Raw genomic sequence first — 24,564 nt, 5'->3', positions numbered from 1 at the left:
TCGTTAAGCACTCAGCGCCTCATCACCCGGCCGGATCTGCAGGTCGTAAAGCGCCTTGTAGCGCCCTCCGAGGGCCAGCAGCTCCGCATGCGTGCCGCGCTCGACGATCCGGCCTTCCTCGACGAAGAGAATCTGGTCGGCATGCATCAGCGAGCTCAGGCGGTGGGCGACGATGAGGGTGACGCGATCGGCGGCATATTTGCGCATGGCGGCGCGGATGCGCTGCTCGGTCGCCGCATCGATTGCCGCGGTCGAATCGTCGAAGACCATCACGGCCGGCCGCAGCATCAGGGCGCGGGCGATCGACAGGCGCTGGCGCTGGCCGCCGGAGAGCGACACGCCGCGTTCGCCGACGACGGTGTCATAGCCGGTCGGCAGGCCCAGCACGTAATTGTGCAGCTGGGCGCTTTCGGCGGCGCGCTCGATGCGCTGTTCCTTCGCCCAGGGGTCGCCATAGGCGATGTTGTTCTCGATCGAGGTGGTGAACAGGAAGGAATCCTGCTGGACGACGGCGACGGAACGGCGCAGCGACTGCAACGTCGCCTGGCGGATATCCTGTCCGTCGATGGTGATCTTGCCGCGGGTCACGTCGTAGAAGCGCGGGATCAGATGCGCGATCGTCGACTTGCCGCTGCCGGGCGGGCCGACGATGCCGACAGTCTCGCCGCGCTTCGCCTCAAAGCTGATATCGTAGAGCACCTGATGCATCTCGGAGCTCGGATAGGCGAACTCGACATGCTCGAAGCGCAGCGTGCCCTCGGTGACCTTCAGCTCTTTCGCGTCAGGCGCGTCGCGCACCGCGATCTCGAGATCGAGCAGGTTGAACAGTCGGGTTCCGCAGGTGGAGGCGCGGGCGAAGGCATTGACCATCAGACCGAGCTGGCGCACCGGCATCTGCAGGATGGTCATGAAGGTGAGGAACGAGGCGAGCGTCCCGACGGTGATCTCGCCGGACATGACCTTGCCGCCGCCGACCCAGAGCACCAGGCCCATCGAGGCGAAGAAGGAGAAGGTCATGGCGCTGGTATTGGCAACGCGGATGCCGACGCGCTCATGGGCAAGCTCGACGGCATTGGTCGAGGCAGCCTCGAACTTCGCCATCTCGTGATCCTGTGCCGCGAAGGCGCGCACGACGCGGATGCCGCCGAGATTTTCTTCCATGATGCGGGTCAGGACCGAGAGCCGTTCCTGCAGTTCCAGCCAGGTGGCACGCAGCTTCAGCTGCGTCACCGAGGATCGCCAGCCGACGAAGGGCACGAAGGACAGCGCCAGAAGCCCGAGCACCACATCCGTCGAGATCAGCATATAGGCGCCAATGCCGATCAGCATCGACAGCAGGAAGACACGCACGAGCGCCGTCGAGAAATACATGCGCACGCCTTCGAGATCGAGAAGGCCGACAGTGATCAGATCGCCGGAATGGACGGTGTCGTGAAAGCTGAAGGAAAGGCGCTGGATCTTCTCGTAGCAGGCGAGCCGCAGCTCGTAGCCCATATGGTGGCCGACGCTCTCGGAATAGTAGTTCTGGATCATCGTGAAGATGCCGCGCAACACGCTGGCACCGAGCAGCATGAGTGCGGTCGTCAACAGCGCATCCTGCGCCATCTGCCCGGCCGTGCCGCCACTCAATGCAACCTGTGTATGGTCCACGGCCTGGCCGAGAAGCCGGGGAATCAGCAGCTGAAACGTCGATGCGACAAGCGTCGCACCGATCGCAAAACCTGACTGCCAGGGATGACGGAAGGCCATGACGGTAATGCGGACCAGCGTAAACAGGCCCTTACCCCAGCCCGCCGCAGTCGCTTTCGCCAGCGAAGCCGAAGGCTTCGTGACGCTCATAGACGCATCGCTGCTCACGGTAATGATTCCAAATAGATGTGTGTGTCCGGACGGTGGCCCGAAAAGACGGCAATTCCATGAAGGGATTGATAGTACGCTTACTTTTGCCGATTCCATCCGGCCGTTCAAGTAAAGAATTCACCAACTGGTTATTTTATCGTGAGGGGAAAATCCGGCGGCGGGCGCGCGTGAAAGACAGCCGGCTTCCTGTTCGCCTTCTGGTGGAAATCACTGTTGTCTTGGCGGTGTGCCGGAAAAAGGGAAAGTCCGCATCGGGATCAACGGGTTAGCATGCCGCGTGAGGGCTTCGTGGGCGAGGGGGTTGCCAGCCGCATCATTTTCCGCTCTCATACACGACCAGTTTGATAGACTATGGACGGCAGCGATTGCTCCCCTAGTTCTTCCTCCGGCGCGTGCCGGACAACCGCTTGTATGGCGGCGCGAACCCTGGCCGACGCGGCGCGTTTTTCTGCGTCGATACCCTGATCGAGACACGGATGCGGCGATGACCGCGAGGAGTTGAGATGACGGTTCAAGGACTTTTTTCTGCGAAGGCCGCGGCGGCGGCGAAGCCTTCCGCCATTCCGCGCATCGCCATTGTCGGGCGCGGCTTTTCCGGGATGATGACGGCGATTGCGCTGATGAAGACGGTTCGCACGCCGTTCCATCTGCAGCTCTTCGATCCCAATTCCTCCGTCAGCGGCGGGCAGGCGCTGTCTTCTGCCCGGCGCTCGGCGATCCTCAACACCCGCGTTCGCGATCTCTCGGTTTCGACAGGGGATGCCGATGATTTCAACGACTGGCTCTGTAGCAACGCGGAGTTCCGCGCTGCGGTGCCCGCGGCGATCCCGGGATTCCGCCAGATCTTCGTGCCCAAGGAAATTTTCAGCGACTACGTTTACCAGCGCTTTTCCGAAGCGCTCGCCACCCGCAAGGACATCACCGTCCAGGTCAGCCACGAACCCGTCTTGGCGATCCGCAGGAGCCACGGCCACCGCTTCCTTCTCGAACATGCCGGTCCTGCCAATCCACTCTTCGATACCGTTTTCCTGGCAACCGGCTACGGGCTCCCGCAGGCCGATCTGCTCTCCGGCGAAGGTGCACCGGTGCGTGCCCAACGTCTCGTTGGTCGCCCGCATACCATTCTTCTTGGCAGTGGCATCCGGGTCGTCGACCAATTGCTGCAGCTGCGCGATGAAGGCTATGGCGGCCAGATCACCATCGTCTCCAAGCACGGATTCCTGCCGCAGAGCCATACGCCGAACTCCGCCGAGCCGGTTTTCCCTGCAGAAGAACTGCCGAAGGATCTGCCTGACATCCTGCGCTTTATCCGCAATGCCTGCCGCGAGGCGGAGGAGGCGGGGCGCAGCTGGCAGTCGGTGATGAACGGATTACGCAAACATGCCCGCTCGCTCTGGCGGCCGCTGCCGGCGCGCCAGAAGCAGCAGTTCAACCGGCATCTGCGCGCCATCTATGACAGCCATCGCAACCGTCTGCCCGAGGCGATGTATCTGCGTCTGAAGCGCGAGCTCGACGGTGGCAATACCGTGCTTCGCCGCGGCGTTGCCGGGCGGCAAGGCCTGAGCGGCATCTTCTTTACGCCGGCGGGATCGGCCGCTGAGGAAGTGATCCATGCAGAGCGGGTCATCGACTGCCGCTGCCGCGCTGCCGATCTTGAGGCGCCCCTGCTGCAGAGCCTCTTTGCTGCCGGATTGGCGATGCCGGATGAGCTTGGTCTCGGCATTGCGGTGAATCAGCGGGGTGAGCCATATCTTGAGGATGGTTCGGCGGTGGATGGCATCTTTGCGATCGGTCCGCTCGGGCTCGGCAGCCTGCCGGATATCGATCTGGTGCCGGAGATTGTCAGCCAGGCCTATGCCGCGGCGGAAGAGGTCGCGGCCCGCGCCTTCCCGCAATGCCGGGCGATGTGATTAGCGGCGGCGCAGCTCACTGCGGATGACGACCACAAGCAGCCCGGCCATCATGATCGCCATGGCGAACCAGGTGATCGCGTAGCTTAGGTGACTGTTCGGGAAGACGACGCGGGTCAGCCCGCCGACCGGCGAACCGCCGGGATTGGGCGTCGCATCGGCATCGATGAAATAGGGCTCTGCCTTCGCGACGCTCTTGTCGGCGGTGATCGCCGCGACGTCGCGCGAATACCACCATCCCGTCGCGGGATCGTTGGATTGCAGCAGCGAGCCTTTCGGCTCGGTCGGCCGCAGCAGGCCGGTGATGGTCACCGTGCCGGAGAGTTGCCCTTCGGCGCGGGTCTTGGGATCGCGCTTTTCGGAGGGTACGAAGCCGCGGTTGATCAGGATGGCATTGCCATCCGCCAGCATCAGCGGCGTCATCACCCAATAGCCGGGGCCGAGTTCCGTCGAGGTATAGACGAAGGTTTCCTTGCTGTTATCCAGCGTGCCGGTTGCCTTGACGCGCAGATATTCGTCTTCGGCGGGATTGATGTTGCGCCCTTCTGGTGCCGCGACCGGTTCGGCATGGATGCGCTGGTCGACGCGGGCGATCAGGTCGAGCTTCCAGGAAAGCCGCTCGATCTGCCAGATGCCGAGGGCTACAAATGCGGCCATGGCAAAGAGTATCAGGCCGCAGAGCGCAAAAAGCTTCACGGGCGAACGGCGGCTGTCGGGCTTGGTGTCGGAAAGATCGGTCATGGCAAAAAAGAGCGGGCGGCTCATCGCCGCCCGCGTCATGCTCAGGGCATGTTCTTCATCATTTCGGGACTCATCGGCATCATGTTGGTGTTCAGATGATGCATGACCCAGAAGGTACCGGCGAGGGCAATGGCGACGATGACGATCGTGAAGATCAGCGCCATGATGGTCCAACCGCCTTCAGAACGCGTGTTCATATGCAGGAAGTAGATCATGTGGACAACGATCTGGATCGCGCCGAGGATCATCACGGCGGTTGCCGTGACAAGCGGGTTTTCGAAGACGCCGGCCATGACGAGCCAGAAGGGGATTGCCGTCAGGATGACCGACAGGACGAACCCGATCATGTAGCTCTTGAACGAGCCGTGATCGGCCTCGTGACCGCCGTGACCGTGGCCGCCATGGCCATGGTCGTGATGTGCGTCGTGGGCGTGAGTGTTCGAGCTCATCCGAGAACTCCCAGCAGATAGACCAAGGAAAAGACGCCGATCCAGACGACATCGAGGAAGTGCCAGAACATCGACAGGCACATCAGGCGGCGCTTGTTGGCTTCGATCAGTCCGTGCATCGAGACCTGGATCATCAGCGTGATCAGCCAGATGATGCCGAAGGTGACGTGCAGACCGTGGGTGCCGACCAGCGTGAAGAAGGCCGACAGGAAGGCACTGCGCGTCGGGCCTGCGCCCTCGTGGATCAGATGCGCGAACTCATAGAGTTCGAGGCCGATGAAGGCTGCGCCGAACAGGCCGGTGACGGCCAGCCAGAACAGCACGCCGGCCTTGTAGCCACGCATCATCTGCAGCATCGCAAAGCCGTAGGTGATCGAGGACAGCAGCAGCATGGAGGTGTTGATCGCCACCAACGGCAGATCGAACAGATCCTTCGGCGACGGACCGGCCGCATAGTTGCGGCCGAGCACGCCATAGGTGGCGAAGAGCACTGCGAACATCAGGCAGTCGCTCATCAGGTAGAGCCAGAAACCGAGATTGGTGCTGCTCTCCGGATGATGCTCCTCGGTGAGGTAGAAAACGGGCTTCTCGGCCGTGTCGATGGTGTGATCGGTCATGGTCGTCATCCCTGCGCCGCGGCAAGCTGCTGCGTGCGCTTGTCTTCCGTCTTGGTGACTTCTTCCACGGGAATGTAGAAGTCACGCTTGTAGTTGAAGGTGTGGACGATCGACACGAGGACGATCGCGGCGAAGGACAGGATCGCCAGCCACCACATGTACCAGATCAGGCCGAAGGCAAGGCCGATGCTGAGCGCCGAGAGGATCGCGCCGGTGCCGGTGTTCTTCGGCATGTGGATCGGCTTGAAGCCTTCGAGCGGACGGACATAGCCGCGCTTCTTCATGTCGTACCAGCTGTCGTGATCGTGGACGACCGGCGTGAAGGCGAAGTTGTAATCCGGCGGCGGCGAAGAGGTCGCCCATTCCAGTGTACGGCCATCCCACGGGTCGCCGGTCTCGTCCTTGAGAGCTTCGCGCTTGCGGAAGCTGACGAAGATCTGGATGAGGAACGAGGCGATGCCGATGGCGATCAGGCCGGCGCCGAAGGCGGCGATGATGAACCAGATCTGCAGCGACGGATCTTCGAACTGCGAGACGCGGCGCGTGACACCCATTAGGCCGAGCACGTAGAGCGGCATGAAGGCGAAGAAGAAGCCGATCTGCCAGAACCAGAAGCTCATCTTGCCCCAGAACGGGTCGAGCTTGAAGCCGAAGGCCTTCGGGAACCAGTAGTTGACGCCTGCGAAGAGGCCGAACAGCACGCCGCCGATGATCACGTTATGGAAGTGGGCGATCAGGAACAGCGAGTTGTGCAGCACGAAGTCGGCCGGCGGGATGGCGAGCATGACGCCGGTCATACCACCGATGACGAAGGTCACCATGAAGCCGACGGTCCAGAGCATCGGCACTTCGTAGCGGATGCGGCCGCGATACATCGTGAACAGCCAGTTGAACATCTTCGCCCCTGTCGGGATCGAGATGATCATCGTGGTGATGCCGAAGAACGAGTTGACGCTGGCGCCCGAACCCATCGTGAAGAAGTGGTGCAGCCACACGAGGTAGGAGAGGATCATGATGACGCAGGTGGCGTAAACCATCGAGGCGTAGCCGAAGAGGCGCTTGCCGGAGAAGGTCGCGACCACTTCGGAGAAGATGCCGAAGGCCGGCAGTACGAGGATGTAGACTTCCGGGTGGCCCCAGATCCAGATGAGGTTCACATACATCATCGGATTGCCGCCGAGATCGTTCGTGAAGAAGTTCGTGCCGGCATAGCGGTCGAGCGACAGCAGAACGAGGGTCGCGGTCAGGATCGGGAAGGAGGCGACGATCAGCACGTTGGTGCAGAGCGAGGTCCAGGTGAAGACCGGCATCTTCATGAAGGTCATGCCGGGAGCGCGCATCTTGACGATCGTCGCGATCAGGTTGATCCCCGACAGCGTCGTGCCGACACCGGCGACCTGCAGGCCCCAGATATAATAGTCGACACCGACGCCAGGACTGTAGTCCGCGCCCGAAAGCGGCGGATAGGCAAGCCAGCCGGTCCGTGCGAATTCACCGATGAAGAGCGAGATCATGATGATGATCGCGCCGGCGGTGGTCATCCAGAACGAGAAGTTGTTGAGGAACGGGAACGAGACGTCGCGGGCGCCGATCTGCAGCGGCACGACGAAGTTCATCAGGCCGGTGACGAAGGGCATCGCCACGAAGAAGATCATGATGACGCCATGCGCCGTGAAGATCTGGTCGTAGTGATGTGGCGGCAGATAGCCTTCGGATCCATTGAAGGCGATCGCCTGCTGGATACGCATCAGGATGGCGTCGGAAAAGCCGCGCAGCAGCATGATGACGGCGAGGATCACATACATGATGCCGATCTTCTTGTGATCGACGCTGGTGATCCAGTCGCGCCAGAGCGGCCCCCAGAACTTGAAATAGGTAATGAGACCCAGCACGGCGATGCCGCCGATCGCCACGCCGATGAAGGTGAAGACCAGGATCGGCTCGTGATAGGGGATCGAATCGAGGGTCAACCGGCCGAAGATGAACTTCAGGAGGTCAGGATTGGAAAACATGGAATAACCCGTTCATTGGTGTCTTAGCGACGCAAAGCGCCAGGTTTAATTGTTGCTCGGCTGGGCCGGTGCCGGATCGCCGCTGCCGTGGTTCATGCCTGGCATCGAATGGCCGTCGTGGCCGCTGCCGCTCATGTCCATACCGGGCATGTTCTGCATGTCCTGCTGACTGCCGTTCGCAGCATCTGCCGGCTTCTGATCGCCGGAAGCAGGGGTCGCGGCCGCGGGGACTGCTTCGGCTTCTGCGCCATGGCCTTCGCCGACGTGGCGGTTGTCATATTCCAGCTTTTCGCGGTTCTCGGCGCTTTCCTTGCCGCCGCCGCCCATCATGTCGATATGCATCATATCGCTCATGCACATCTTGCCCGGCGTGGCGCAGAGGTTGAGGATCGCCTGGTAGAGGTCCTTGTCGGCGGTCGCGTAGTAGCGGACCGGTTCGCGCTCGGACGGCTTTTCAAGCTTGAGATAGGCGTCACGGTTCAGCGCCGTGCCCTGGCTCTTCACCTTGGCGACCCAATCGTCGAAGCCCTGCTGGTTCAGGCCATGGAACTTGAAGCGCATGTGCGAGAAGCCTTCGCCGCTGTAATTGGCGGAAAAGCCCTCATACTCGCCTTCCTTGTTGATGACGGCATGAAGCTGCGTCTGCATGCCGGGCATCGCGTAGATCTGGCCGGCAAGTGCGGGAATGTAGAAGGAGTTCATGACCGAGGATGCGGTGATCCTGAAATTGATCGGCACATCGACCGGCGCCGCCAGCTCATTGACCGTCGCAATGCCGAGCTCCGGATAGAAGAACAGCCACTTCCAATCGAGCGCCACGACTTCGACAGTCATCGGCTTGACGTTTTCGGGGATGCTGCGCTCGGCATCAATGCGATCGAGCGGACGGTAGGGATCAAGCTTGTGAGTCGAAATCCAGGTGATGGCGCCAAGGGCGATGATGATGGCCAGCGGTGCCGACCAGATAACCACTTCCAGCCGTGTCGAGTGATGCCATTCCGGATCATAGGTCGCTGCCGTATTCGAACGCCGGTAACGCCAGGCGAAGAAGAACGTCAGGAACAGGACCGGCACGATGATCAGCAGCATCAGGAAGGTGGAGACCAGAATGAGGTCTGCCTGCTGACTTGCGATATCGCCCGACGGCGACATCACGACCATATTGCATCCTGCCAGCATCATCAGCGGCAACACGGATAGAAGGCGGGAAAACTTCACGAGTTTTTGCACGTCTCTAAGCTCTTGTTGTTTCGTCCAAACCGCGACTAAAGCACTGAACCTGATGGCGACATGAGGTGTTTGGTCGCACTGCAGCAAACATGCCGCAGCGCGGCAAAGAATGTAAGGCGCTACGGCGTTGAAATCCTGATAAGTTTCGGAAGGATTTGGCCCCAGCGCATGCTTTTGTGCGGCATAATATATCCGCGAAAACGAAAACGGCCACTTGAAAGGCCGCGAATCGGGCGATCACGCCCAATTTCTCATCCACATCTAATTTTGAGAATGGATGATGAACTATTTACGTCCGTCAGACTTGATAACCTTGCAGGTTTGATCAAGATCGTCTTGAGGCGCTTTGCCGCAAGCGTCTCGACGAGGGAGGCGTTTAATGACTGCAGCACACTATGGACCATCGTCCACGACACTCGAACGTGACGCAAGACAGATTCATGCCGGCGAAAAGGTTTCGCCTGGAAGTATTGCCCTTGGCGTCATCATCGGGCGAATGTCCGAATTCTTCGATTTCTTTGTTTATGGCCTGGCCTCTGTCCTGGTCTTCCCGCAGCTGATCTTTCCCTTTGCACCGGACAGGCTGACGGGAACGCTCTATTCGTTCGCGATCTTTTCGCTGGCCTTCCTGGCGCGTCCGGTCGGCTCCGTCGTCTTCATGACGATCGACCGATTCTATGGCCGCGGCACGAAGCTGACGATCGCGCTGTTCCTGCTCGGCGGCTCGACCGCTTCGATCGCGTTCCTGCCCGGCTATAACGAGATCGGCTATTGGGCGATCGCGCTTCTGGCGCTCTTCCGGCTCGGCCAGGGCTTCGCGCTCGGTGGCGCCTGGGATGGTCTCGCCTCGCTTCTGGCGCTGAACGCGCCGCAGAACAAGCGCGGCTGGTACGCGATGATCCCGCAGCTCGGTGCGCCGATCGGCTTTGCGCTGGCGAGCACTATCTTCGGCTTCTTCATCGCCAATCTCTCCGATGAGGATTTCCTCTCCTGGGGCTGGCGCTATCCGTTCTTCGTCGCCTTCGCGATCAATGTCGTGGCGCTCTTTGCGCGCCTGCGTCTGGTCATGACGCAGGAGTTCGGCACGCTTCTGGAACAGCATGAACTTGAAGCCGCGCCGATCGGCAAGGTTCTGAAAATCCACGGCCGCGATATCCTGATCGGTGCCTTCGTGCCGCTCGCGAGCTTCGCGATGTTCCACCTCGTCACGATCTTCCCGCTCGGCTGGATGAGCCTCTACGGCACGCAGCCGCTCGACACCTTCATGGTGGTGCAGATCATCGGGGCGCTTGTCGGTATCGTCGCGATCATCGCGTCGGGCCTGATCGCCGACCGAATCGGCCGCCGTGCTCAGCTGGCCGTCTGTGCAGTGCTGATCGCGATCTTCTCCTTTGTCGGTCCGATGCTGATCGCTTCGGGCGATGCCGGCCAGGACGCCTTCGTCATCATCGGCTTCGGCGTGCTCGGCCTGTCCTTCGGCCAGGCAACCGGCTCGATCTCCTCGCGCTTCGGCCGCGGCTACCGCTACACAGGCGCCGCCTTCACCTCCGACCTCGCCTGGCTGGTCGGCGCCGGCTTTGCGCCGTTGGTGGCGCTCAGCCTCTCCAGCAGCTTCGGCCTGACCTTCGTTGGCTACTACCTGCTCTCAGGTGCCATCTGCACGTTGGCAGCGCTCGCCTTCAGCAGGGCGCTGGAGCAGCGGGAATAGATTAGGGACCGCGCCAGGTCGATTCGAAAAGCCCGGTTTCGACCGGGCTTTTTATTGATCGATGCGTTGCAAATTATAATTGATTGCATATCCTTCTCTACGAAGGAGATGCCGCCATGACCCGTTCCACGATCGACCATGCGACGCTCGCCCAACTGGCGGGCGCCGGTGCCATCGACAGGACGCTTGTCGTCGGCCAGACAGGCGGCTGGTCCATCGTCGTGCGCTACGGAAAGAGCGAGCATCCGCTTGCGGCGCAGCGCAGCCGTCAGGTCAGGCTCTTCAAGAAGATGGAGACGCTGGTGTCTTATCTCCGGGACGTCGGCATCTCGCAGTTCGACGTCGATGCCAGCGATTATGCCGCCGAGCCCGCCAAGCGTCCCGACCGCGCCGACGCTCTGAAGCGCGCGCATGAGGCGGCCGAGCATGACCGTTGGTTTCGCGAGCAGGTCCAGATCGGTCTTCGCGAAGCGGACGATCCGAATACGGTCTGGATCAGCAATGAAGAGGCCAACAATGAAATGGACGAGTTGCTGGCTAGCCTGAGGTCGCGCTTGCCAGGTGATCAGCAGTGATCGTCAGATGGCTGCCGCGCGCTCTGAACGATCGCCGAAACCAGGTGTCCTATACATTCCAGCGAAACCCTCAGGCCGCTGCCCGCCTGGAAACGCTTGTACGCAGCCAGAGCGAGCTCCTGCACAGTTACCCTCTCGCTGGCCGAATTGGTCGCCATAAAGGCACGCGGGAGCTCGTTGTGCCCAACAGCTCTTACGTCATCATCTATCGCATCGATGAAAAGGCCCAGCAGGTACACATCCTGCGCCTGCTTCACGGCGCCCAGCAATGGCCGCCGGAAGAGGAGTGAGGCTGGTTAGCGAGCGACGGCTTCCGGTTGCTTGGCGCGGGCGGCGGTCAGTTCGGCGGTCGTGTGGTTAAGGCGGTCGGCCAGCACGCGCATGATCTCGACGGCCATTTCAGGGAAGTCGCTTAGGAGCTTCAGGAAGTGTTCCTTGCTGATGCGCAGGACTTCGAGGCCCGAGGTGGCGCGCACGGTCGCGGTACGCGAGACGTCGCAGAGAATGGCGATTTCGCCGACGATCGAATTCAGTTCGACATCGGCGACCTTGATGTCGCCGGCGGGCGAGTGGACGAGAATATCGGCGGTGCCGGAAAGAATGACATAGGCGGCGTCGCCCGGGTCGCCCTGATGGAAAAGGTTCTGACCGGCCTTGTAGGTCATCCGGTCGGAGGTGAATGCCAAAAGCTTGAGTTTCGCCGGAGCGATCCTGGAAAAGATCGGCACCCGCCGCAGCATTTCGACTTCATCTCTCAACAGCATGAGCGTCTTACCCCCTGCCGCGCACCTCGTTGAAGGAGGTCGCGTTTCTAAAACTCTACAAGGCATTCCCTCGCAAGAACGCCGTCTCAGCCGCCCCAGTAGATTATTACGATAACAGTTCCTTGAACATAGTATTTTTCTCCGAAAGTTCCGGATAGCCCCCGGCTTCGGCGAGGCCGCCGCGCTCGAACAGCAGAATCCGGTCGAAGATCTCGGCGAGCCGGGCGTTCGACAGCACGAAGATGATCGCCGGCCGTTTGCCCTCCTCGTGCAGCCCCGTCACCACATTGCGGATGATCTGGTCCTGGACGCGCTGATCGAGCGCCAGCAGCGGCCGGTTGAAGATGAAATAGTCGGAGCGTTTCAGCAGCGTGCGGGCCAGATTGACCTTCTGGCGCTGGACCATCGTCAGCCGCTTGCCACCGGAACCGACGTCGAATTCCATGCCGATCGACAGCACGTCGTCATAGAGATCGAGCTGGTCGAACAGCTCGCCCATGATCAGTCGGATCTGATCGGAGGCGTCGGCCTGCTGATAGGCGATGCGGCCGAACAGAACGTTGTCCATCAGTGTTGCCGAAGCGGTAAAGCGTTCAGGGTCGTAGCGCTCGATGAGCTCAGCCAGATCGCTCGGAATGCGCTCGTGGAACTGCTTGCGGGCAGAAACGATCTTCGCCATCAGCTCGTCGGTCAGCAGACCGAAACGGTGCCTCGGTTCGATATAGGCGAAGCTCAGGCGGATGATGCTCGATCGTTCCTCGGGCGTCGCATCCTCGAACTTCCGGCTCTGCAGCTTTTGCAGCAGCGCCTGATAGGTCGGAATGTCGTCCGCCGTCATGAAGGTCAACTGCTGGAAGAACGGGTGATCCGGCGGCAGGTCGTGGAAGAGTTCGACGGTGTTTTCGGCGATCTCGAGACCCATGGCATAGAGGTCGGTGCTGAGCCCGCTGTCGCGGAACAGCTGCTGGAAATACGGATGCGCGGCCAGCCGCCGATTGTTCATCATCGGCCGCTTCATCGTGCCGAACAGCAGGTTTTCGCCAACGGTCGCCTGCGTGTTGTAGGCGTCGAAGTCGAAGGGCACGACGATTGCGTCGAGATCTTCCTCCTTCAATCGCTCGCGCAGCGCAACGCGCAGATCGACGATACGTTCGGCGAGGACGATGTGCACCGATGTGTCGACCGGCGAGCGCAGTGCCAGATCGAGGATATCCTGCGATATCATCACGGCGTCGAGAACCGGCCGGATGGCCTTCAGCAGGTCTTCGGGGCCGGTGGCGCCCGCGGCGTTGTAATCCACCCAGTCGCTGTTGAGGTCGAAGGTCGGATTGCCTGCGCGCAGCGCTTCGGCATTGCGCCATTTCAGCTCCAGCGCCTTTTGTCCGTCATATCCGGGGTCGGTCAGCGGCGCATGCTTCAAGCCATAGAGCAGATTGTCGCGCAGCGTGCCGTGGAAGAAATAGGTGTCCGACGAGGCATAGGAAAGCCGCCGCCCGGTGACCGACTCAGGCAGATCGAGCAGGTCGCGTCCGGCGATGCTGATGCGGCCGGAGTCGGGCCATACGATCCGGCCGAGCGCTTCGGCGAAGGCTTCCGCACCGCTGCCGTTCGGCCCGACGATGGCGACCGTTTCGTTCGGCTTGATCTCGACCGAGACGTGATCGACCAGACGCGCGCCGCTGTCGTCGCTGACGGAGAGATTAGTGACGACGAGGGCCGCGGTCAGCGGGCCAACGACGTCGCCCGGAATTTCCTGGATCTTGCTGTCGATCAGCGGCTCGACGTTGAACTGTTCGTAGACCTGCTGGTACTTGACCTGCACGTCCTGGCGCATCTGGTCCCAGTCGATCAGTTCCTTCAGCGGGCCGGGAAGGTCCTTGTAGGCCGAGATGACGGCGACGAGCTGACCGATATCGAGCCGTCCCTGCAGCGCCAGATAACCGCCGATCGCGTAGAACAGGAAAGGCGTGACCTGGGCCAGGAAGTTGTTCAGGAATTTGACCAGAAACTTCCACTGATAGAGGTCGTAGCGGATCTTGAAGATCAGCCCGAGGCGCGACGCGATGTCGGCGCGCTCGAGATTCGACGTATCGTTGCCATGGATCGTGCCGATGCCATCGACGATTTCGCCGACGCGGCCGGAGAGTTCGCGGGCGGTCAGCTGGCGCTGGCGGCCGAGATCCAGAAGCCGCTTTCTCATCCGCGGAATAACGATGGCCTGCACGCCGACGATACCGGCGGCGATCATGCCGAGCCAGAAATTCTGGACGATGATGAAGGCGAGCGCCGTCAGCGCCTGGCCGCCGAGCAGCGCCGGGGAAACGAAGGCGTCGCCGGTAAAGCCGCCCATCGGCTCCACCTCGTCCTTGATCATCGTCGCGATTTCGGCCGACTTCACCTTCTTGAAGTGCGACGGCGGGAAACGCAGGACGCGGTCGATCAGCTGGAAGCGGATACGGCGCAGCATGCGCTCGCCGAGGCGGCCCTTGTAGGTGTTGATATAGAACTTGAAGAGGCCGTTCAGCACCACCAGCGCCAGGAATACCAGGCTCAGCGCCATCAGCATCTGTAGGCGGTTCAGCTGGATGCCCTGGAAGAGCTCGACATGCCCGATCAGCGGCAGGTCGTAGGACAGGTGCATGAAGGTCTGCGTTGCATTGGCATTGTCGAAGCCGTCACCCTGGATCGGTCCGTTGACGATCTGCTTCGGCAGATCGAAGGACAGGAAGTAGGGGATCATCGACGCCGCAACGACCGCCAGAATCCAGAGCTGCTGGAGGCGGGTGTTCGACCAGATATAGCGGGCGAGGCTCTTTTCCATTGCTAACCGTCAGCCTGATGGGAGGGTCCGGAGACGTTCGAGGAGGGAGATTCGGGAAACAGGATCATGCCGCCGGACCGCCGGATATCGTAACGAAAACAAGGCGAAGCGGACTGCCGTCGAAAAGCCGATTCTGCCGGAAATTCGTTTATATCACAGGACTTTCATAAAGTGCGAGCAATTCAGCCGAGCATCGTGCGAATGATCGCAGCTGTGGTCTCCGCGCCAGCCAAATCCAGCGTGGCCGCTTTGCGGGGCGGCGCATCCATCGCTTCGGTAACGGCTGCGGCGACATGCGCTGCGGTCAATCCGGTTTCCGGCAAGATGCCTGCGAGCCCCATCGCCTTCAGCCGCTCGGCCCTTACCGTCTGTTCGGTTTCTCCACCGGCGACGAAGGGGATGAGGATCGCCCGGCAATCGGTGCGCAGGAGGTCGCCGACGGTGTTATAGCCGGCCTGCGAGATCGAGACCTTGGCGCCCTTCAGCAGCGAAGGGAAATCCTTGCGGAAGCGTACGAGGGTGACATTGGCGGGCGCATCGTCCTGCAGAGACTGAAAATCGGCCTCCGGCAGGTTGGGTCCCGATATCAGCAGCCAGCGGTATTCTGCGGGCAGGGAGCGCGCCGCATCCCGGGCCGCGCGGATCAGCTCCAGCCCGACGGCGCCGCCGCCTGCTGAGGCGATGATGTCGAAACGTTCGGCCGGGTCGGCCGCCGGTGGCGGCGCGACCATGCCCGTATAGCGGACCTTGCCGGCGATCTCCGGTGTCAGCGGAAACGTGTCTTCCAGGCGAACGAAATCGGGATCGCCGTGAACGAGGACGGCATCGAAATGCTCCTGCACCAGCTTCACGGTTTCCGCATCGCGGCCGGCCTTGCGGTTTTCCTGCAGGATGTCGCGGACCGAGCTGAAGAGCTTCGGGCGCGGATTGGCTGCGGCAATCGCATCGAGCAGCGGCAGGAGTTCGAAGCGCATCTGGCGGCGGCCGAAGGGGAAGGCCTCGATGATGACGGCGTCGGGCTTGGCGTTCGCGAATGCGGCGAGCAGCTGGTCGCGGCGCGCATTGAGGAAATCTTCCGTTGCCGGATTGCCATTGGCATCCGCGAGGCCGGAGAAACCGGCATTGCTGGCAACGACCGCCGGCAAGGCGATGGTCTTCAGGCCCTCGGCCGGGAAGCCGGGCACCGGCAGACCGCCGGTCACGACGGTGACGTCGAAACCATCCTTCGCCATCGCATTGGCGATGCGGCTGGCACGAGCGATATGGCCGATGCCGAGCAGATGCTGGACATAGAAGAAAACGCGTTTGGCGCTCATGAGTCTTTCCGCCATTCGTCTTCGAAAAGCTGTGTCAGCTGCGCGATGCTGGAGTGATAGTCAAATTGGGTCCGCACCCGCTGCTCGGCGGCATCGCCGAGTCGCTTGCGCAGCACTGGATCGCGGATCGCCTTCTCAAGTGCTGCGGCAAGCGCCTGCGGGTCTTCAGGCGGAACGACGAGGCCGTTCTCGCCATCCGTCAGCAGCTCGGGCACGCCGGAAATATTGGTGGAGAGGCAGGCGAGCCGCTGGCTTGATGCCTCGACGAGGACATTCGGCAGGCCATCGCGGTCGCCATTGGCGGCGATGCGGCAGGCGAGCACGAAGAGATCGGCGCGGCGGTAGTGGTCCAGCACGTCTTCCTGGGCGAGCGCGCCTTTCCAGACGATACGCTTGCCGAGACCGAGCTCATTGGCGAGGGCCTTCAGCTTCGACAGCTCCTCGCCGCCGCCAATATGATCCAGCCGCCAGTTTAGCTCCGGTGGCAGAAGCGCAAGCGCCCGTAGCAGGATGTCGTAGCCCTTCTTCTCGACAGCGCGGCCGACGCTGAGCAGGAAAACCGGATCATCGGTCGACGAGCCGTCCCGCAGCGAACGTTCGCCGGAGAAATGGCCGAAGCGGGCGAGGTCGAGGCCGTGATAGCTGAGATGCACCGCATCCGGGCGGCTGGTCAGCGTGCGCATATGCTCGTAGCCGGTGCGCGTGCACGTCACCGCCCAGCGGGCGCTCGAGAGCTTCTCGTTCAACTCCCAATCCGGCGAGGTCCAGATGTCCTTGGCATGCGCCGAAACCGTCCAGGGCGTGCCTGTCAGGATGCTTGCATATTCCGTGACGGATGCTGGAGTGTGGATGAAATGGGCATGCAGCCAGCGGCCGTTGTCGGGCCATTCGCGGGCGAGCACTAGTGCCTGGCCGAGACGGCGGAAGCGGTTGCGGGAGATATCGCGCGGCAGGTCGGCCATGAAGCGCTTCATCAACGCGCCGAAACCCGTCTTGCCGAAACCGGCAAACAGGCCCTTCAGAACACGAAGTGGCTCTTCATGCAGATATTCCGGCAAATAGACGACGCGCGCCTTGATCTCGTCATGAACGGGATGGCGCTTCTTGTCGGTCGGCCGGCGCATGGAAATCAGCGTCAGGTCGAAGCCGGCCTTCTCGAGGCCGAGCAATTCCTGCGCGATGAAGGTTTCCGAAAGGCGTGGATAGCCCTTCAGCACGACGAGGATCTTCCGGCGTTCTGGCAAGGCTGTTGTCTTCACTCTGCGCCGACGAGGGAAAGGTGGCCGCCGCGGTTGTCGAGCCAGTGGCCGACCGTCTCCGAGATGTGATCAAGGCCTTCGAGGCGCATGTTGCAGCCGCTTTTCGACGGCGGCAGGCGGCTCGGAAGGCGCTTCAGCGCCTCAGCCATCACAGCCGGATTGGCTGACTGGTCCGGCAGCAGCATATCGACGAGGCCGAGTTCGCTGGCGCGCTGGGCGCGCAGAAGCTGCTCTTCGCGCGGCTTGACGCGCGGCACGATCAGCGCCGGCTTGTCGAACGAGAGAATCTCGCAATAGGTGTTGTAGCCGCCCATGGCGACGACAGCGGTCGCCCCTGCGATCAGCTCTTCCATGTGGTTGTCGAATTCGATGACCTCGATCGCCGCGATCTTCTCGCCCTTCTTGACGAGCTTGGTCCGCTCCGCCGCGGGCATATAGGGGCCGAGGACGACGAGAGCCTTCTGCTGCAGTGTTTGTTCCTGTTCGTAGGCGTTCATCACGTCGTGGACGAGATCTGAACCATCGCCGCCGCCGCCGGTGGTCACCAGGATATAGTTGTCCTTCGGCGTGTTCAGCGACTTCTTGCTCTTGGAGACGCTGCGCTGCAGGAAGCCGACGAAATCCATCTTGCGGCGGACATTGGCTGGAACATCGAGGCCGACGAGCGGATCGTAGAAATCCGGCGGGCCATAGACCCAGACGCTGTCGTAATATTGGTCGATCTTTTGCATGATGCCGTTTCGCTTCCACTCGGCGTCGAGCAGATGCGGGGCGTCCATGATTTCGCGCAGGCCAAGCACCAGCGTCGTGCCGCGGGCCTTGAGATAGGCGAGCGTATCCTCGACTTCGCCCTTCAGGCCCATGGGCTCCTTGTCGACGATGAAGATATCCGGCTGAAAGGTTTCCGCCGTGTGGCGGATGCTCGATTCGCGCATCTTCAGCGTATCCTGAAGATCGATATGGCTCGCCATCGACGTATATTCGCCGTTGCGAAGCTTGATGACGCTCGGGATCTTCACAAAATCGACGCGGGCGCGGTAATCGAAGGCGCCGGCGATCGTGGCGCCGGAGATGATCAGGATGTTCAGGCCGCGATAATCCTCGACCAGCGCATGGGCGATGGTCCGGCAGCGGCGCAGGTGGCCGAGACCGAACGTATCGTGGCTGTACATCAGGATGCGCGCGTCTTCGACACGTCTGGCCATGGGCAATACCTCTGGGGCGAACGACATTATCGCCCCCGCTTTCCGGAGGCCGCGCGACAGCGGATCAGACAGCCGCCGGGCGCCCTGTTATTTGTAGGGGTCTGCTGCATCGCGCAAGCCGTCTCCCAGAAAGTTGAAGGCTAAAATGACGAGAACCACCGGAATAATCGGAAAAAGCAGCCAAGGGTAGAAGGCAATCACACTTACGCTTTTTGCTTCCGTGAGCAAGATGCCCCAGCTGGTGATCGGCGGGCGCAGGCCGAGGCCGAGGAAGGACAGGGCCGTCTCGCCGAGGATCATGCCGGGAATGGAAATGGTAGCCGACGCAATGAGATGCGACATGAAACCGGGCACCAGATGGCGGCCAATGATGCGCGGGGTGCTGGCGCCCATCAGCTGCGCCGCCTGCACATAATCTTCCTCGCGCAGCGCCAAAAGCTTGGACCGGACGGCGCGCGCCAGTCCCGTCCAGTCGATGATACCGAGAATGACCGTGATGCCAAAATAGATGACGATCGGGCTCCAGGTCACCGGCATGATGGCGGCGAGCGCCATCCAGAGCGGCAGGCTCGGCAGCGATTGCAGCACCTCGATCATGCGCTGGACGATGAGATCGAAGACACCGCCGCGATAGCCGGCGAGACCACCGATGATGATGCCCAGCGTGAAGCTGATGGAGATCCCGATAAGACCGATCGTCAGAGAAATGCGGGCGCCATAAAGAATGCGCGAGAGCACGTCGCGGCCGAGGCGGTCGGTGCCGAGCAGATACATCTGGCCGCCTTCGGCCGGGCAGACGAGATGCAGGTTGGAATCCACCAGGCCCCAGAAACGATAGGCATCGCCGCGGCAGAAGAAGCGGATCGGCTGAATATCGTTGGGCTTCTCGGTATAGATGCGGCGCAGCGTATCGATATCGAGCTGCATCGAGCGGCCATAGACGAACGGGCCGACGAATTCGCCCTTGTCGAAGAAATGTACCCGCTGCGGCGGCGAGTGGATGTAATCGACATTGCGGCTGTGAAGGCCATAGGGCGCCAGGAATTCAACGATCAGGATCGCGAAATAGACGAATGCGAGGAAGATGCCGGAGACCAGCGCCAGCCGGTGCTGCTTGAACTTCCACCACATCAGCTGCTTCTGTGAAGCAAGATGAATGCGCGACTGCGCAGAGGTCATCGTCTCCTGCGCATGCGGATCGAACGGCGTGGTCGAGACAAAATGCTCCAGGGGCGCACCGGGCGGCGGCAAGGGCGACATTATTTGGTGCTCCTGCCTTGCAAGCGGATGCGGGGATCGAGGAAGCCGAGCGCGATATCGGAGATCAGCACGCCGATGACGTTCAGGAACGCGAGGAACATCAGGAACGAACCGGCGAGATACATGTCCTGGCTTTGCAGCGCCTTGACCAGCATCGGCCCGGTCGTCTCGAGCGAAAGAACGATCGCGACGATTTCGGCACCCGAGATGATCGATGGCAGGATCGAGCCGATATCGGCGACGAAGAAGTTCAGCGCCATGCGCAGCGGATATTTGATCAGCGCGCGGGTCGGGTGCAGACCCTTGGCGCGCGCGGTCGTCACATATTGCTTCTGCATCTCGTCGAGCAGATTGGCGCGCAGGCGGCGGATCATCCCCGCTGTTCCCGCAGTGCCGACGATGATGACGGGGATCCACAGATGCGCGAGGATCGACTTCGCCTTCTCCCAGCTCATCGGCTCGTTCAGATATTGCTGATCCATCAGGTGGCCAATCGATAGCCCGAACCAGACATTGGCGAAATACATCAGGATCAGCGCCAGCATGAAATTCGGAATGGCGATACCGAGCAGGCCGAAAAAGGTTAGCCCGTAGTCGCCCCAGCTATACTGATGGGTGGCCGAGTAGATGCCGATCGGGAAGGCGATCAGCCAGGTGACGAGGATCGTCGTGAAGGAGACGAGGATCGTCAGCCACAACCGGTCGCCGACGACGTCCGAGACCGGCAACTGGTATTCGAACGAATAGCCGAAGTCGCCGTGCAGCATGCCGCCGACCCAGTAGAAGTAACGGACGATCTCCGGCTTGTCGAAGCCGTATTGCTTCCGGAGTTCCTCGATTTCCTGCAGGTTTGCGGTCTCGCCCTGGGCGCGCAGTTCGGCGATCTGGCTTTCGAAGAAGTCGCCCGGCGGCAGTTCGATGATCGTGAAAACGAGCGCCGAGATCACGAAGAGCGTAGGTACCATGGCGGCGATGCGCCAGAGGATATATCTCAGCATCTCACGTCTCCTTCAGCCAGAACGCATCGGGCATGTAGATGCCGAGGAAGGAGGTCGGGTCGAAGCCGTAGAGCGCACGCTCAGGCACGTTCTGCATCTTCTTCGAGATCAGGATCGGCTGTAGCGCGCCGTTGATCAGGCCGATCGAGTAGACCTGCTGGGTATAGAGTGCCAGCATCTTGTGCCAGATCGTTTCGCGTTCCTTGAAGTCGGCGGTCGCGCCCCACTGGTTCAGGAGATCGACGAGATCGGCGACTTCGGGAATGTCGGGCGCTTTGCCTTCCTGTCCGGCGGAGAGATAGTACATGCCCCAGATCGGCCATTGCAGCTGGTCGTCGGCGGTCGGCGCCAGCTGGGTCGGGGCCATGTCGGCGGTCGGCACGCCGTTTTCGATACCGAACCAGATCGCCATCATGATCGAGCCGCTCATGGCGCGGTTGCGGAAGATGTCGCGCTGCGAGGTGCGGGTATAGAGCGCAATGCCGATGGTGCGGAAGTGATCGCGCACCAGCTCCAGGACGTCGGTATCGAGCGTGCTTTCGCCGGGTGTTTCCACGGTGATCTCGGCGCGCCGGCCATCCGGCAGCAGGCGGATATCCTCGTCGTCGCGATTGGCAAGACCCAGCTCGTCGAGCAGCTTGTTGGCCTGATCCACGTCGTGCTGGATATAGGCGTCGGCATATTCCTGCTTGAAGAGCGGGCTGTCCGGCAAAACGGTATCTGCGCTCGGTGTGCCGAGCCCGTAGAAGGCGACCATATTGATCTCGTGGCGATCGATTGCCATCGACAGCGCACGGCGGAAACGGACGTCGCGGAAGAGATTGCGCCAGACATCGTCGGCACAGTTGAGATTGGGCAGCAGCGCAAGGCGGGAGCCGCGCGCCTGCTTCCAGAGATTGACCTTCACCGGGAAACGCTGCTCGGCTTCCTTCAGAAAGGTATAGTCGTTGAAGTCGATACCGGTCGCCTGCAGGTCGGATTCACCGGCACCGGCCTTGGCGGCGATGATCGACGACGAGCTGACGTTCAGGATAAAGCGGTCGATATAGGGCAGCTGCACGCCGTTTTCGTCGACGCGGTGGAAGAAGGCGTTGCGGTCGAAGATGAACTGGTCGGCCGGCGGCTTGGTCATCACCTTCCAGGGATCGAGCGTCGGCAGATCCGGATTTTCAGGGCGCGAGGCGCGCGACATCTTGATGTGCAGGTCGGCCCACTTCTTGACCCGGTTTTCCTTCATCAGCGCCGAAAGGCGGAAGTCGTCCTGATACTTCTTGTGGAACTGCTTCAGGTAGTGTGCCGGCCCGAAAATGACGAGCGGCAGCGGTCCGGCGAGTGCCGGCAGGAAGGTCGGGTTCGGCTTTTCCCAGGTGTAGCGGACGATGAGCTCGTCGAGCACCTCGAACTTCGGCAGATCGCCATGCGGGCGCAGCTCGAGCGCGCCGCCGCCCGGTGTCGCTTCCTTGTTAAGGATGATGTCTTCCCACCAGTAGCGGAAGTCATCAACCGTAAACGGCTTGCCATCCGACCACTTGTGGCCCTCGCGCAGGTGGAAGGTGAAGATGCGGTCTTCTTCGCTCGTGTAGCCGCCCAGGATATCGGGCTGGAACTGCAGATGCTTGTCGTAGCCGATCAGCCGCGAATAGCCGTAGACGGTCATGTAGCGGACGTCGCGCGGGCCGCCGATGATCGTGCGTACATTGCCGCCATAAGTGCCGGGCGTCAGCCCTGCTTCCTTCATGTTGACGATGCGCGGATGCTTCGGCAGGCGCTGCGGCATCGGCGGAATGGCGTCGGCACGCAGCAGGTCGCGCAGGAATTCCGGCTCGATGTCGCGATCGTCGGAGGCGGCGCGAACGAGGCCCGGCGCAACCGTTGCGCCGATCATGCCGCCGAGGAAAGTGCGCCGCGTTACCATGCCCGCAACTCCTTGACATCGGCGCCCTTGCGGGCGCGCACGAAATGCCCGTCGCCGAGATCGGCATAGGCAAGCTCGGAAGCGTCGTCATGCTCGGCGGTGAAGGTCAGTCCCCAGTTCTGCTTGTCGGCCGCGCCATTCTTGCGCAGCGCCTCGAAATCGAGCGGCCGGTCTAGATCGGGGAAGGGGACGGCGGCAAGCAGTGATTTCGTATAGGGATGCACGGGATCGCGCAGGATGATTTCGCGCGGCGCGATCTCGACGATGCGCCCCTTGCACATGACGGCGATGCGATCGGCCATGTAATCGACGACAGCGAGATTGTGCGAAATGAAGAGGTAGGTCAGCCCGAGCTCTTTCTGCAGATCCTTCAGCAGGTTGAGGATCTGTGCCTGAACCGAGACGTCGAGCGCCGAGACCGGCTCGTCGAGGATGACGAGCTTGGGGCCAAGCGCCAGCGCGCGGGCAATGCCGATGCGCTGGCGCTGGCCGCCGGAGAAACTGTGCGGATAGCGGCTGAGATAGCGGCGATCGAGACCGATGGCGCCCATCAGCGCCTCGACCTTGCGCTTGCGCTCCTCGCTGTCGCCGCGATCGTGGATTTCCAGCGGTTCGCTCAGGATGTTGCGCACCGTCATGCGTGGCGAGAGCGATGAGACCGGGTCCTGGAAGACCATCTGGATCTTGGTGCGCAGCTCCTGCAGCGCGTCGCCCTTGACCGAGAGGACGTCGATGACTTCCTTGCCGTCGTTGAAAACAACCGAACCGGTGTCCGGCGTGATCGCCCGCATCAGGATCTTGCTGACGGTCGTTTTGCCGCAGCCGGATTCGCCGACGAGGCCGAGGCACTCGCCGCGCTTGATATCGAAGCTCACGTCATCGACGGCGCGCAGCACCGACCTTTCACCCTGGCCGAAAAGGCTGCGCTTGCGCGTCGTATAGGTCTTGGAGAGATTGTTGACCGAAAGCAGCACCTGCGGGGCATCCGCCTCGACGGTCTTCTTCTTGCCGATCAGCGATTCCAGATTGACCGGAACATCGCGCAGCGCCTTCAGCCGCTCGCCGGGCTTCATGTCGAAATGCGGAACCGCCGCCATCAGCCCCTTCAGATAGGGATGCTGCGGGTTGCGGAAGATTTCCTTGACCGGACCCGCTTCCATGATTTCGCCGTGGTAGATGACGACGACTTCGTCGGCCATGTTGGCGACGACGCCGAGATCGTGAGTGATCAGCAGCATCGCCATGCCGAGCTTGTGCTGCAGGTCGCGCAGGAGTTCGAGGATCTGCGCCTGGATGGTGACGTCGAGCGCGGTGGTCGGCTCGTCGGCGATCAGCAGCGCCGGCCGGCAGATCAGTGCCATGGCGATCATTGCGCGCTGGCGCATGCCGCCCGACAGCTCGAACGGATACATGTCGTAGGTGCGCTTCGGATTGGCAAAGCCGACGAGACCAAGCATTTCCTCGGTTTTCTCGCGCGCCAGTTTCTTGTCGGCATCGGTATGGATCAGCAAGGACTCGCTGATCTGGTTGCCGACCGTATGGAGCGGCGAGAGCGAGGTCATCGGCTCCTGAAAGATCGTCGCCATGCGCTTGCCGCGCAGGTCGCGCATCTCTTCGCTGTCGCGGCCATATTGCAGGATGTCGGTGGTCTTGCCGTCGAGGGGATCTGTAAACAGTATCTTTCCCGTCGCCTTGGCCGGCGTCGGCAAGATGCCCATGATCGATTGGCTAATAACGGATTTTCCTGAGCCGGATTCACCGACAAGCGCGGTGACTTTACCCGGAAGGATACGAAGCCCGGCGTTTCTTACGACACGCAGCTTGTCCCCGAAAACCGAGAATGACACGTCGAGATTCTCGATACGCAACAAGTCGGACGCGGACGCCATACCAATGATATTCCCCAGTCTTTTAGTCTGTTCCC

Annotated in this window: 19 protein-coding genes; 4 read left to right on the top strand and 15 right to left on the bottom strand. The window is 61.5% G+C overall.

The annotated features are described in order from the left end of the window. Positions 1-3 precede the first annotated feature (3 nt). Positions 4-1,968, bottom strand: coding sequence for an ABC transporter ATP-binding protein (locus ACEN84_RS30205; RefSeq protein ID WP_413711627.1), 1,965 nt, complete (start codon positions 1,966-1,968; stop codon positions 4-6). Positions 1,969-2,363: 395 nt separating this feature from the next. Here ACEN84_RS30205 and ACEN84_RS30200 point away from each other — a divergent pair, with 395 nt between their 5' ends. Further along, complete coding sequence (locus ACEN84_RS30200) at positions 2,364-3,770, top strand: FAD/NAD(P)-binding protein (RefSeq protein ID WP_413711626.1); 1,407 nt, start codon at positions 2,364-2,366, stop codon at positions 3,768-3,770. Here the strand turns inward: ACEN84_RS30200 and ACEN84_RS30195 are convergent, their stop codons facing one another. Genes ACEN84_RS30195 through cyoA form a run of 5 tightly spaced genes read right to left on the bottom strand, consistent with a single transcriptional unit; the run spans position 3,771 to position 8,819 of the window. Further along, positions 3,771-4,511, bottom strand: a complete 741-nt coding sequence (locus ACEN84_RS30195; protein WP_413712521.1) for an SURF1 family protein — start codon at positions 4,509-4,511, stop codon at positions 3,771-3,773. A gap of 41 nt (positions 4,512-4,552) precedes the next feature. Next, a complete protein-coding gene (gene cyoD, locus ACEN84_RS30190) occupies positions 4,553-4,960 on the bottom strand; it encodes a cytochrome o ubiquinol oxidase subunit IV (RefSeq protein ID WP_112712356.1) in 408 nt (135 codons plus the stop codon). Continuing rightward, positions 4,957-5,577: a cytochrome o ubiquinol oxidase subunit III gene (cyoC, locus tag ACEN84_RS30185; RefSeq protein ID WP_112712657.1), complete on the bottom strand. Its 621-nt coding sequence runs from the start codon at positions 5,575-5,577 to the stop codon at positions 4,957-4,959. The genes cyoD and cyoC overlap by 4 nt, the downstream gene beginning before the upstream one ends. A 5-nt stretch (positions 5,578-5,582) precedes the next feature. Then, positions 5,583-7,589, bottom strand: a complete 2,007-nt coding sequence (gene cyoB / locus ACEN84_RS30180) for a cytochrome o ubiquinol oxidase subunit I (protein ID WP_413711625.1) — start codon at positions 7,587-7,589, stop codon at positions 5,583-5,585. A gap of 45 nt (positions 7,590-7,634) precedes the next feature. Continuing rightward, positions 7,635-8,819, bottom strand: a complete 1,185-nt coding sequence (cyoA, locus tag ACEN84_RS30175; protein ID WP_413711624.1) for a ubiquinol oxidase subunit II — start codon at positions 8,817-8,819, stop codon at positions 7,635-7,637. 379 nt (positions 8,820-9,198) lie between these two features. On the opposite strand from cyoA, the gene ACEN84_RS30170 reads away from it, so the two are divergent. The 3 genes from ACEN84_RS30170 to ACEN84_RS30160 all read left to right on the top strand — a co-directional run bounded on the left by ACEN84_RS30170 (position 9,199) and on the right by ACEN84_RS30160 (position 11,392). Further along, entirely contained in the window at positions 9,199-10,527 is a 1,329-nt protein-coding gene (locus ACEN84_RS30170; RefSeq protein ID WP_413711623.1) for an MFS transporter, read from the top strand. Positions 10,528-10,643: 116 nt separating this feature from the next. Continuing rightward, entirely contained in the window at positions 10,644-11,102 is a 459-nt protein-coding gene (locus ACEN84_RS30165; protein WP_413711622.1) for a hypothetical protein, read from the top strand. After that, positions 11,099-11,392, top strand: coding sequence for a type II toxin-antitoxin system RelE/ParE family toxin (locus ACEN84_RS30160; RefSeq protein ID WP_413711621.1), 294 nt, complete (start codon positions 11,099-11,101; stop codon positions 11,390-11,392). The genes ACEN84_RS30165 and ACEN84_RS30160 overlap by 4 nt, the downstream gene beginning before the upstream one ends. Positions 11,393-11,398: 6 nt before the next feature. On the opposite strand, the gene ACEN84_RS30155 is transcribed toward ACEN84_RS30160, so the two are convergent. The 9 genes from ACEN84_RS30155 to ACEN84_RS30115 form a co-directional block, all read right to left on the bottom strand. Then, the gene (locus ACEN84_RS30155; protein ID WP_112712346.1) at positions 11,399-11,866 is read right to left on the bottom strand and encodes a cyclic nucleotide-binding domain-containing protein; all 468 of its coding nucleotides are present in this window, start codon (positions 11,864-11,866) and stop codon (positions 11,399-11,401) included. Positions 11,867-11,972: 106 nt separating this feature from the next. Beyond that, positions 11,973-14,687: an ABC transporter transmembrane domain-containing protein gene (locus tag ACEN84_RS30150; RefSeq protein ID WP_413711620.1), complete on the bottom strand. Its 2,715-nt coding sequence runs from the start codon at positions 14,685-14,687 to the stop codon at positions 11,973-11,975. A gap of 182 nt (positions 14,688-14,869) precedes the next feature. Next, positions 14,870-16,003, bottom strand: coding sequence for a glycosyltransferase (locus tag ACEN84_RS30145; RefSeq protein ID WP_130283513.1), 1,134 nt, complete (start codon positions 16,001-16,003; stop codon positions 14,870-14,872). Then, positions 16,000-17,247 carry a glycosyltransferase gene (locus tag ACEN84_RS30140; RefSeq protein ID WP_130283515.1) on the bottom strand — a complete coding sequence of 416 codons (1,248 nt, stop codon included), beginning with the start codon at positions 17,245-17,247 and terminating at the stop codon, positions 16,000-16,002. The genes ACEN84_RS30145 and ACEN84_RS30140 overlap by 4 nt, the downstream gene beginning before the upstream one ends. Before the next feature lie 11 nt (positions 17,248-17,258). After that, on the bottom strand, positions 17,259-18,467 hold the full coding sequence (locus tag ACEN84_RS30135) for a glycosyltransferase family protein (protein WP_413711619.1): 1,209 nt from the start codon (positions 18,465-18,467) through the stop codon (positions 17,259-17,261). A gap of 87 nt (positions 18,468-18,554) precedes the next feature. Beyond that, positions 18,555-19,727, bottom strand: a complete 1,173-nt coding sequence (locus tag ACEN84_RS30130) for an ABC transporter permease (protein WP_413711618.1) — start codon at positions 19,725-19,727, stop codon at positions 18,555-18,557. Continuing rightward, on the bottom strand, positions 19,727-20,725 hold the full coding sequence (locus tag ACEN84_RS30125; RefSeq protein ID WP_199625425.1) for an ABC transporter permease: 999 nt from the start codon (positions 20,723-20,725) through the stop codon (positions 19,727-19,729). The genes ACEN84_RS30130 and ACEN84_RS30125 overlap by 1 nt, the downstream gene beginning before the upstream one ends. Position 20,726: 1 nt before the next feature. Beyond that, positions 20,727-22,640, bottom strand: a complete 1,914-nt coding sequence (locus tag ACEN84_RS30120) for an ABC transporter substrate-binding protein (protein ID WP_413711617.1) — start codon at positions 22,638-22,640, stop codon at positions 20,727-20,729. Continuing rightward, on the bottom strand, positions 22,634-24,529 hold the full coding sequence (locus ACEN84_RS30115) for an ABC transporter ATP-binding protein (RefSeq protein ID WP_112712330.1): 1,896 nt from the start codon (positions 24,527-24,529) through the stop codon (positions 22,634-22,636). The genes ACEN84_RS30120 and ACEN84_RS30115 overlap by 7 nt, the downstream gene beginning before the upstream one ends. Positions 24,530-24,564: the final 35 nt, after the last annotated feature.

It is taken from the genome of Rhizobium sp. Rhizsp82 (assembly GCF_047325115.1).
GTDB lineage: Bacteria > Pseudomonadota > Alphaproteobacteria > Rhizobiales > Rhizobiaceae > Rhizobium.
The sequence above is the reverse complement of the archived record's forward strand: the minus strand, read 5'-3'. Positions and strand labels throughout refer to the sequence as shown.

Coding starts and splice junctions, on each gene's coding strand:
- cyoB (WP_413711625.1), bottom strand. CDS start 7,589: ATGTTTTCCAATCCTGACCTCCTGAAGTTCATCTTCGGCCGGTTGACC.
- ACEN84_RS30145 (WP_130283513.1), bottom strand. CDS start 16,003: ATGAGCGCCAAACGCGTTTTCTTCTATGTCCAGCATCTGCTCGGCATC.
- ACEN84_RS30170 (WP_413711623.1), top strand. CDS start 9,199: ATGACTGCAGCACACTATGGACCATCGTCCACGACACTCGAACGTGAC.
- ACEN84_RS30115 (WP_112712330.1), bottom strand. CDS start 24,529: ATGGCGTCCGCGTCCGACTTGTTGCGTATCGAGAATCTCGACGTGTCA.
- ACEN84_RS30120 (WP_413711617.1), bottom strand. CDS start 22,640: ATGGTAACGCGGCGCACTTTCCTCGGCGGCATGATCGGCGCAACGGTT.
- cyoC (WP_112712657.1), bottom strand. CDS start 5,577: ATGACCGATCACACCATCGACACGGCCGAGAAGCCCGTTTTCTACCTC.
- ACEN84_RS30155 (WP_112712346.1), bottom strand. CDS start 11,866: ATGCTGTTGAGAGATGAAGTCGAAATGCTGCGGCGGGTGCCGATCTTT.
- ACEN84_RS30165 (WP_413711622.1), top strand. CDS start 10,644: ATGACCCGTTCCACGATCGACCATGCGACGCTCGCCCAACTGGCGGGC.
- ACEN84_RS30200 (WP_413711626.1), top strand. CDS start 2,364: ATGACGGTTCAAGGACTTTTTTCTGCGAAGGCCGCGGCGGCGGCGAAG.
- ACEN84_RS30130 (WP_413711618.1), bottom strand. CDS start 19,727: ATGTCGCCCTTGCCGCCGCCCGGTGCGCCCCTGGAGCATTTTGTCTCG.
- cyoD (WP_112712356.1), bottom strand. CDS start 4,960: ATGAGCTCGAACACTCACGCCCACGACGCACATCACGACCATGGCCAT.
- ACEN84_RS30135 (WP_413711619.1), bottom strand. CDS start 18,467: ATGGCCAGACGTGTCGAAGACGCGCGCATCCTGATGTACAGCCACGAT.
- ACEN84_RS30150 (WP_413711620.1), bottom strand. CDS start 14,687: ATGGAAAAGAGCCTCGCCCGCTATATCTGGTCGAACACCCGCCTCCAG.
- ACEN84_RS30195 (WP_413712521.1), bottom strand. CDS start 4,511: ATGACCGATCTTTCCGACACCAAGCCCGACAGCCGCCGTTCGCCCGTG.
- ACEN84_RS30125 (WP_199625425.1), bottom strand. CDS start 20,725: ATGCTGAGATATATCCTCTGGCGCATCGCCGCCATGGTACCTACGCTC.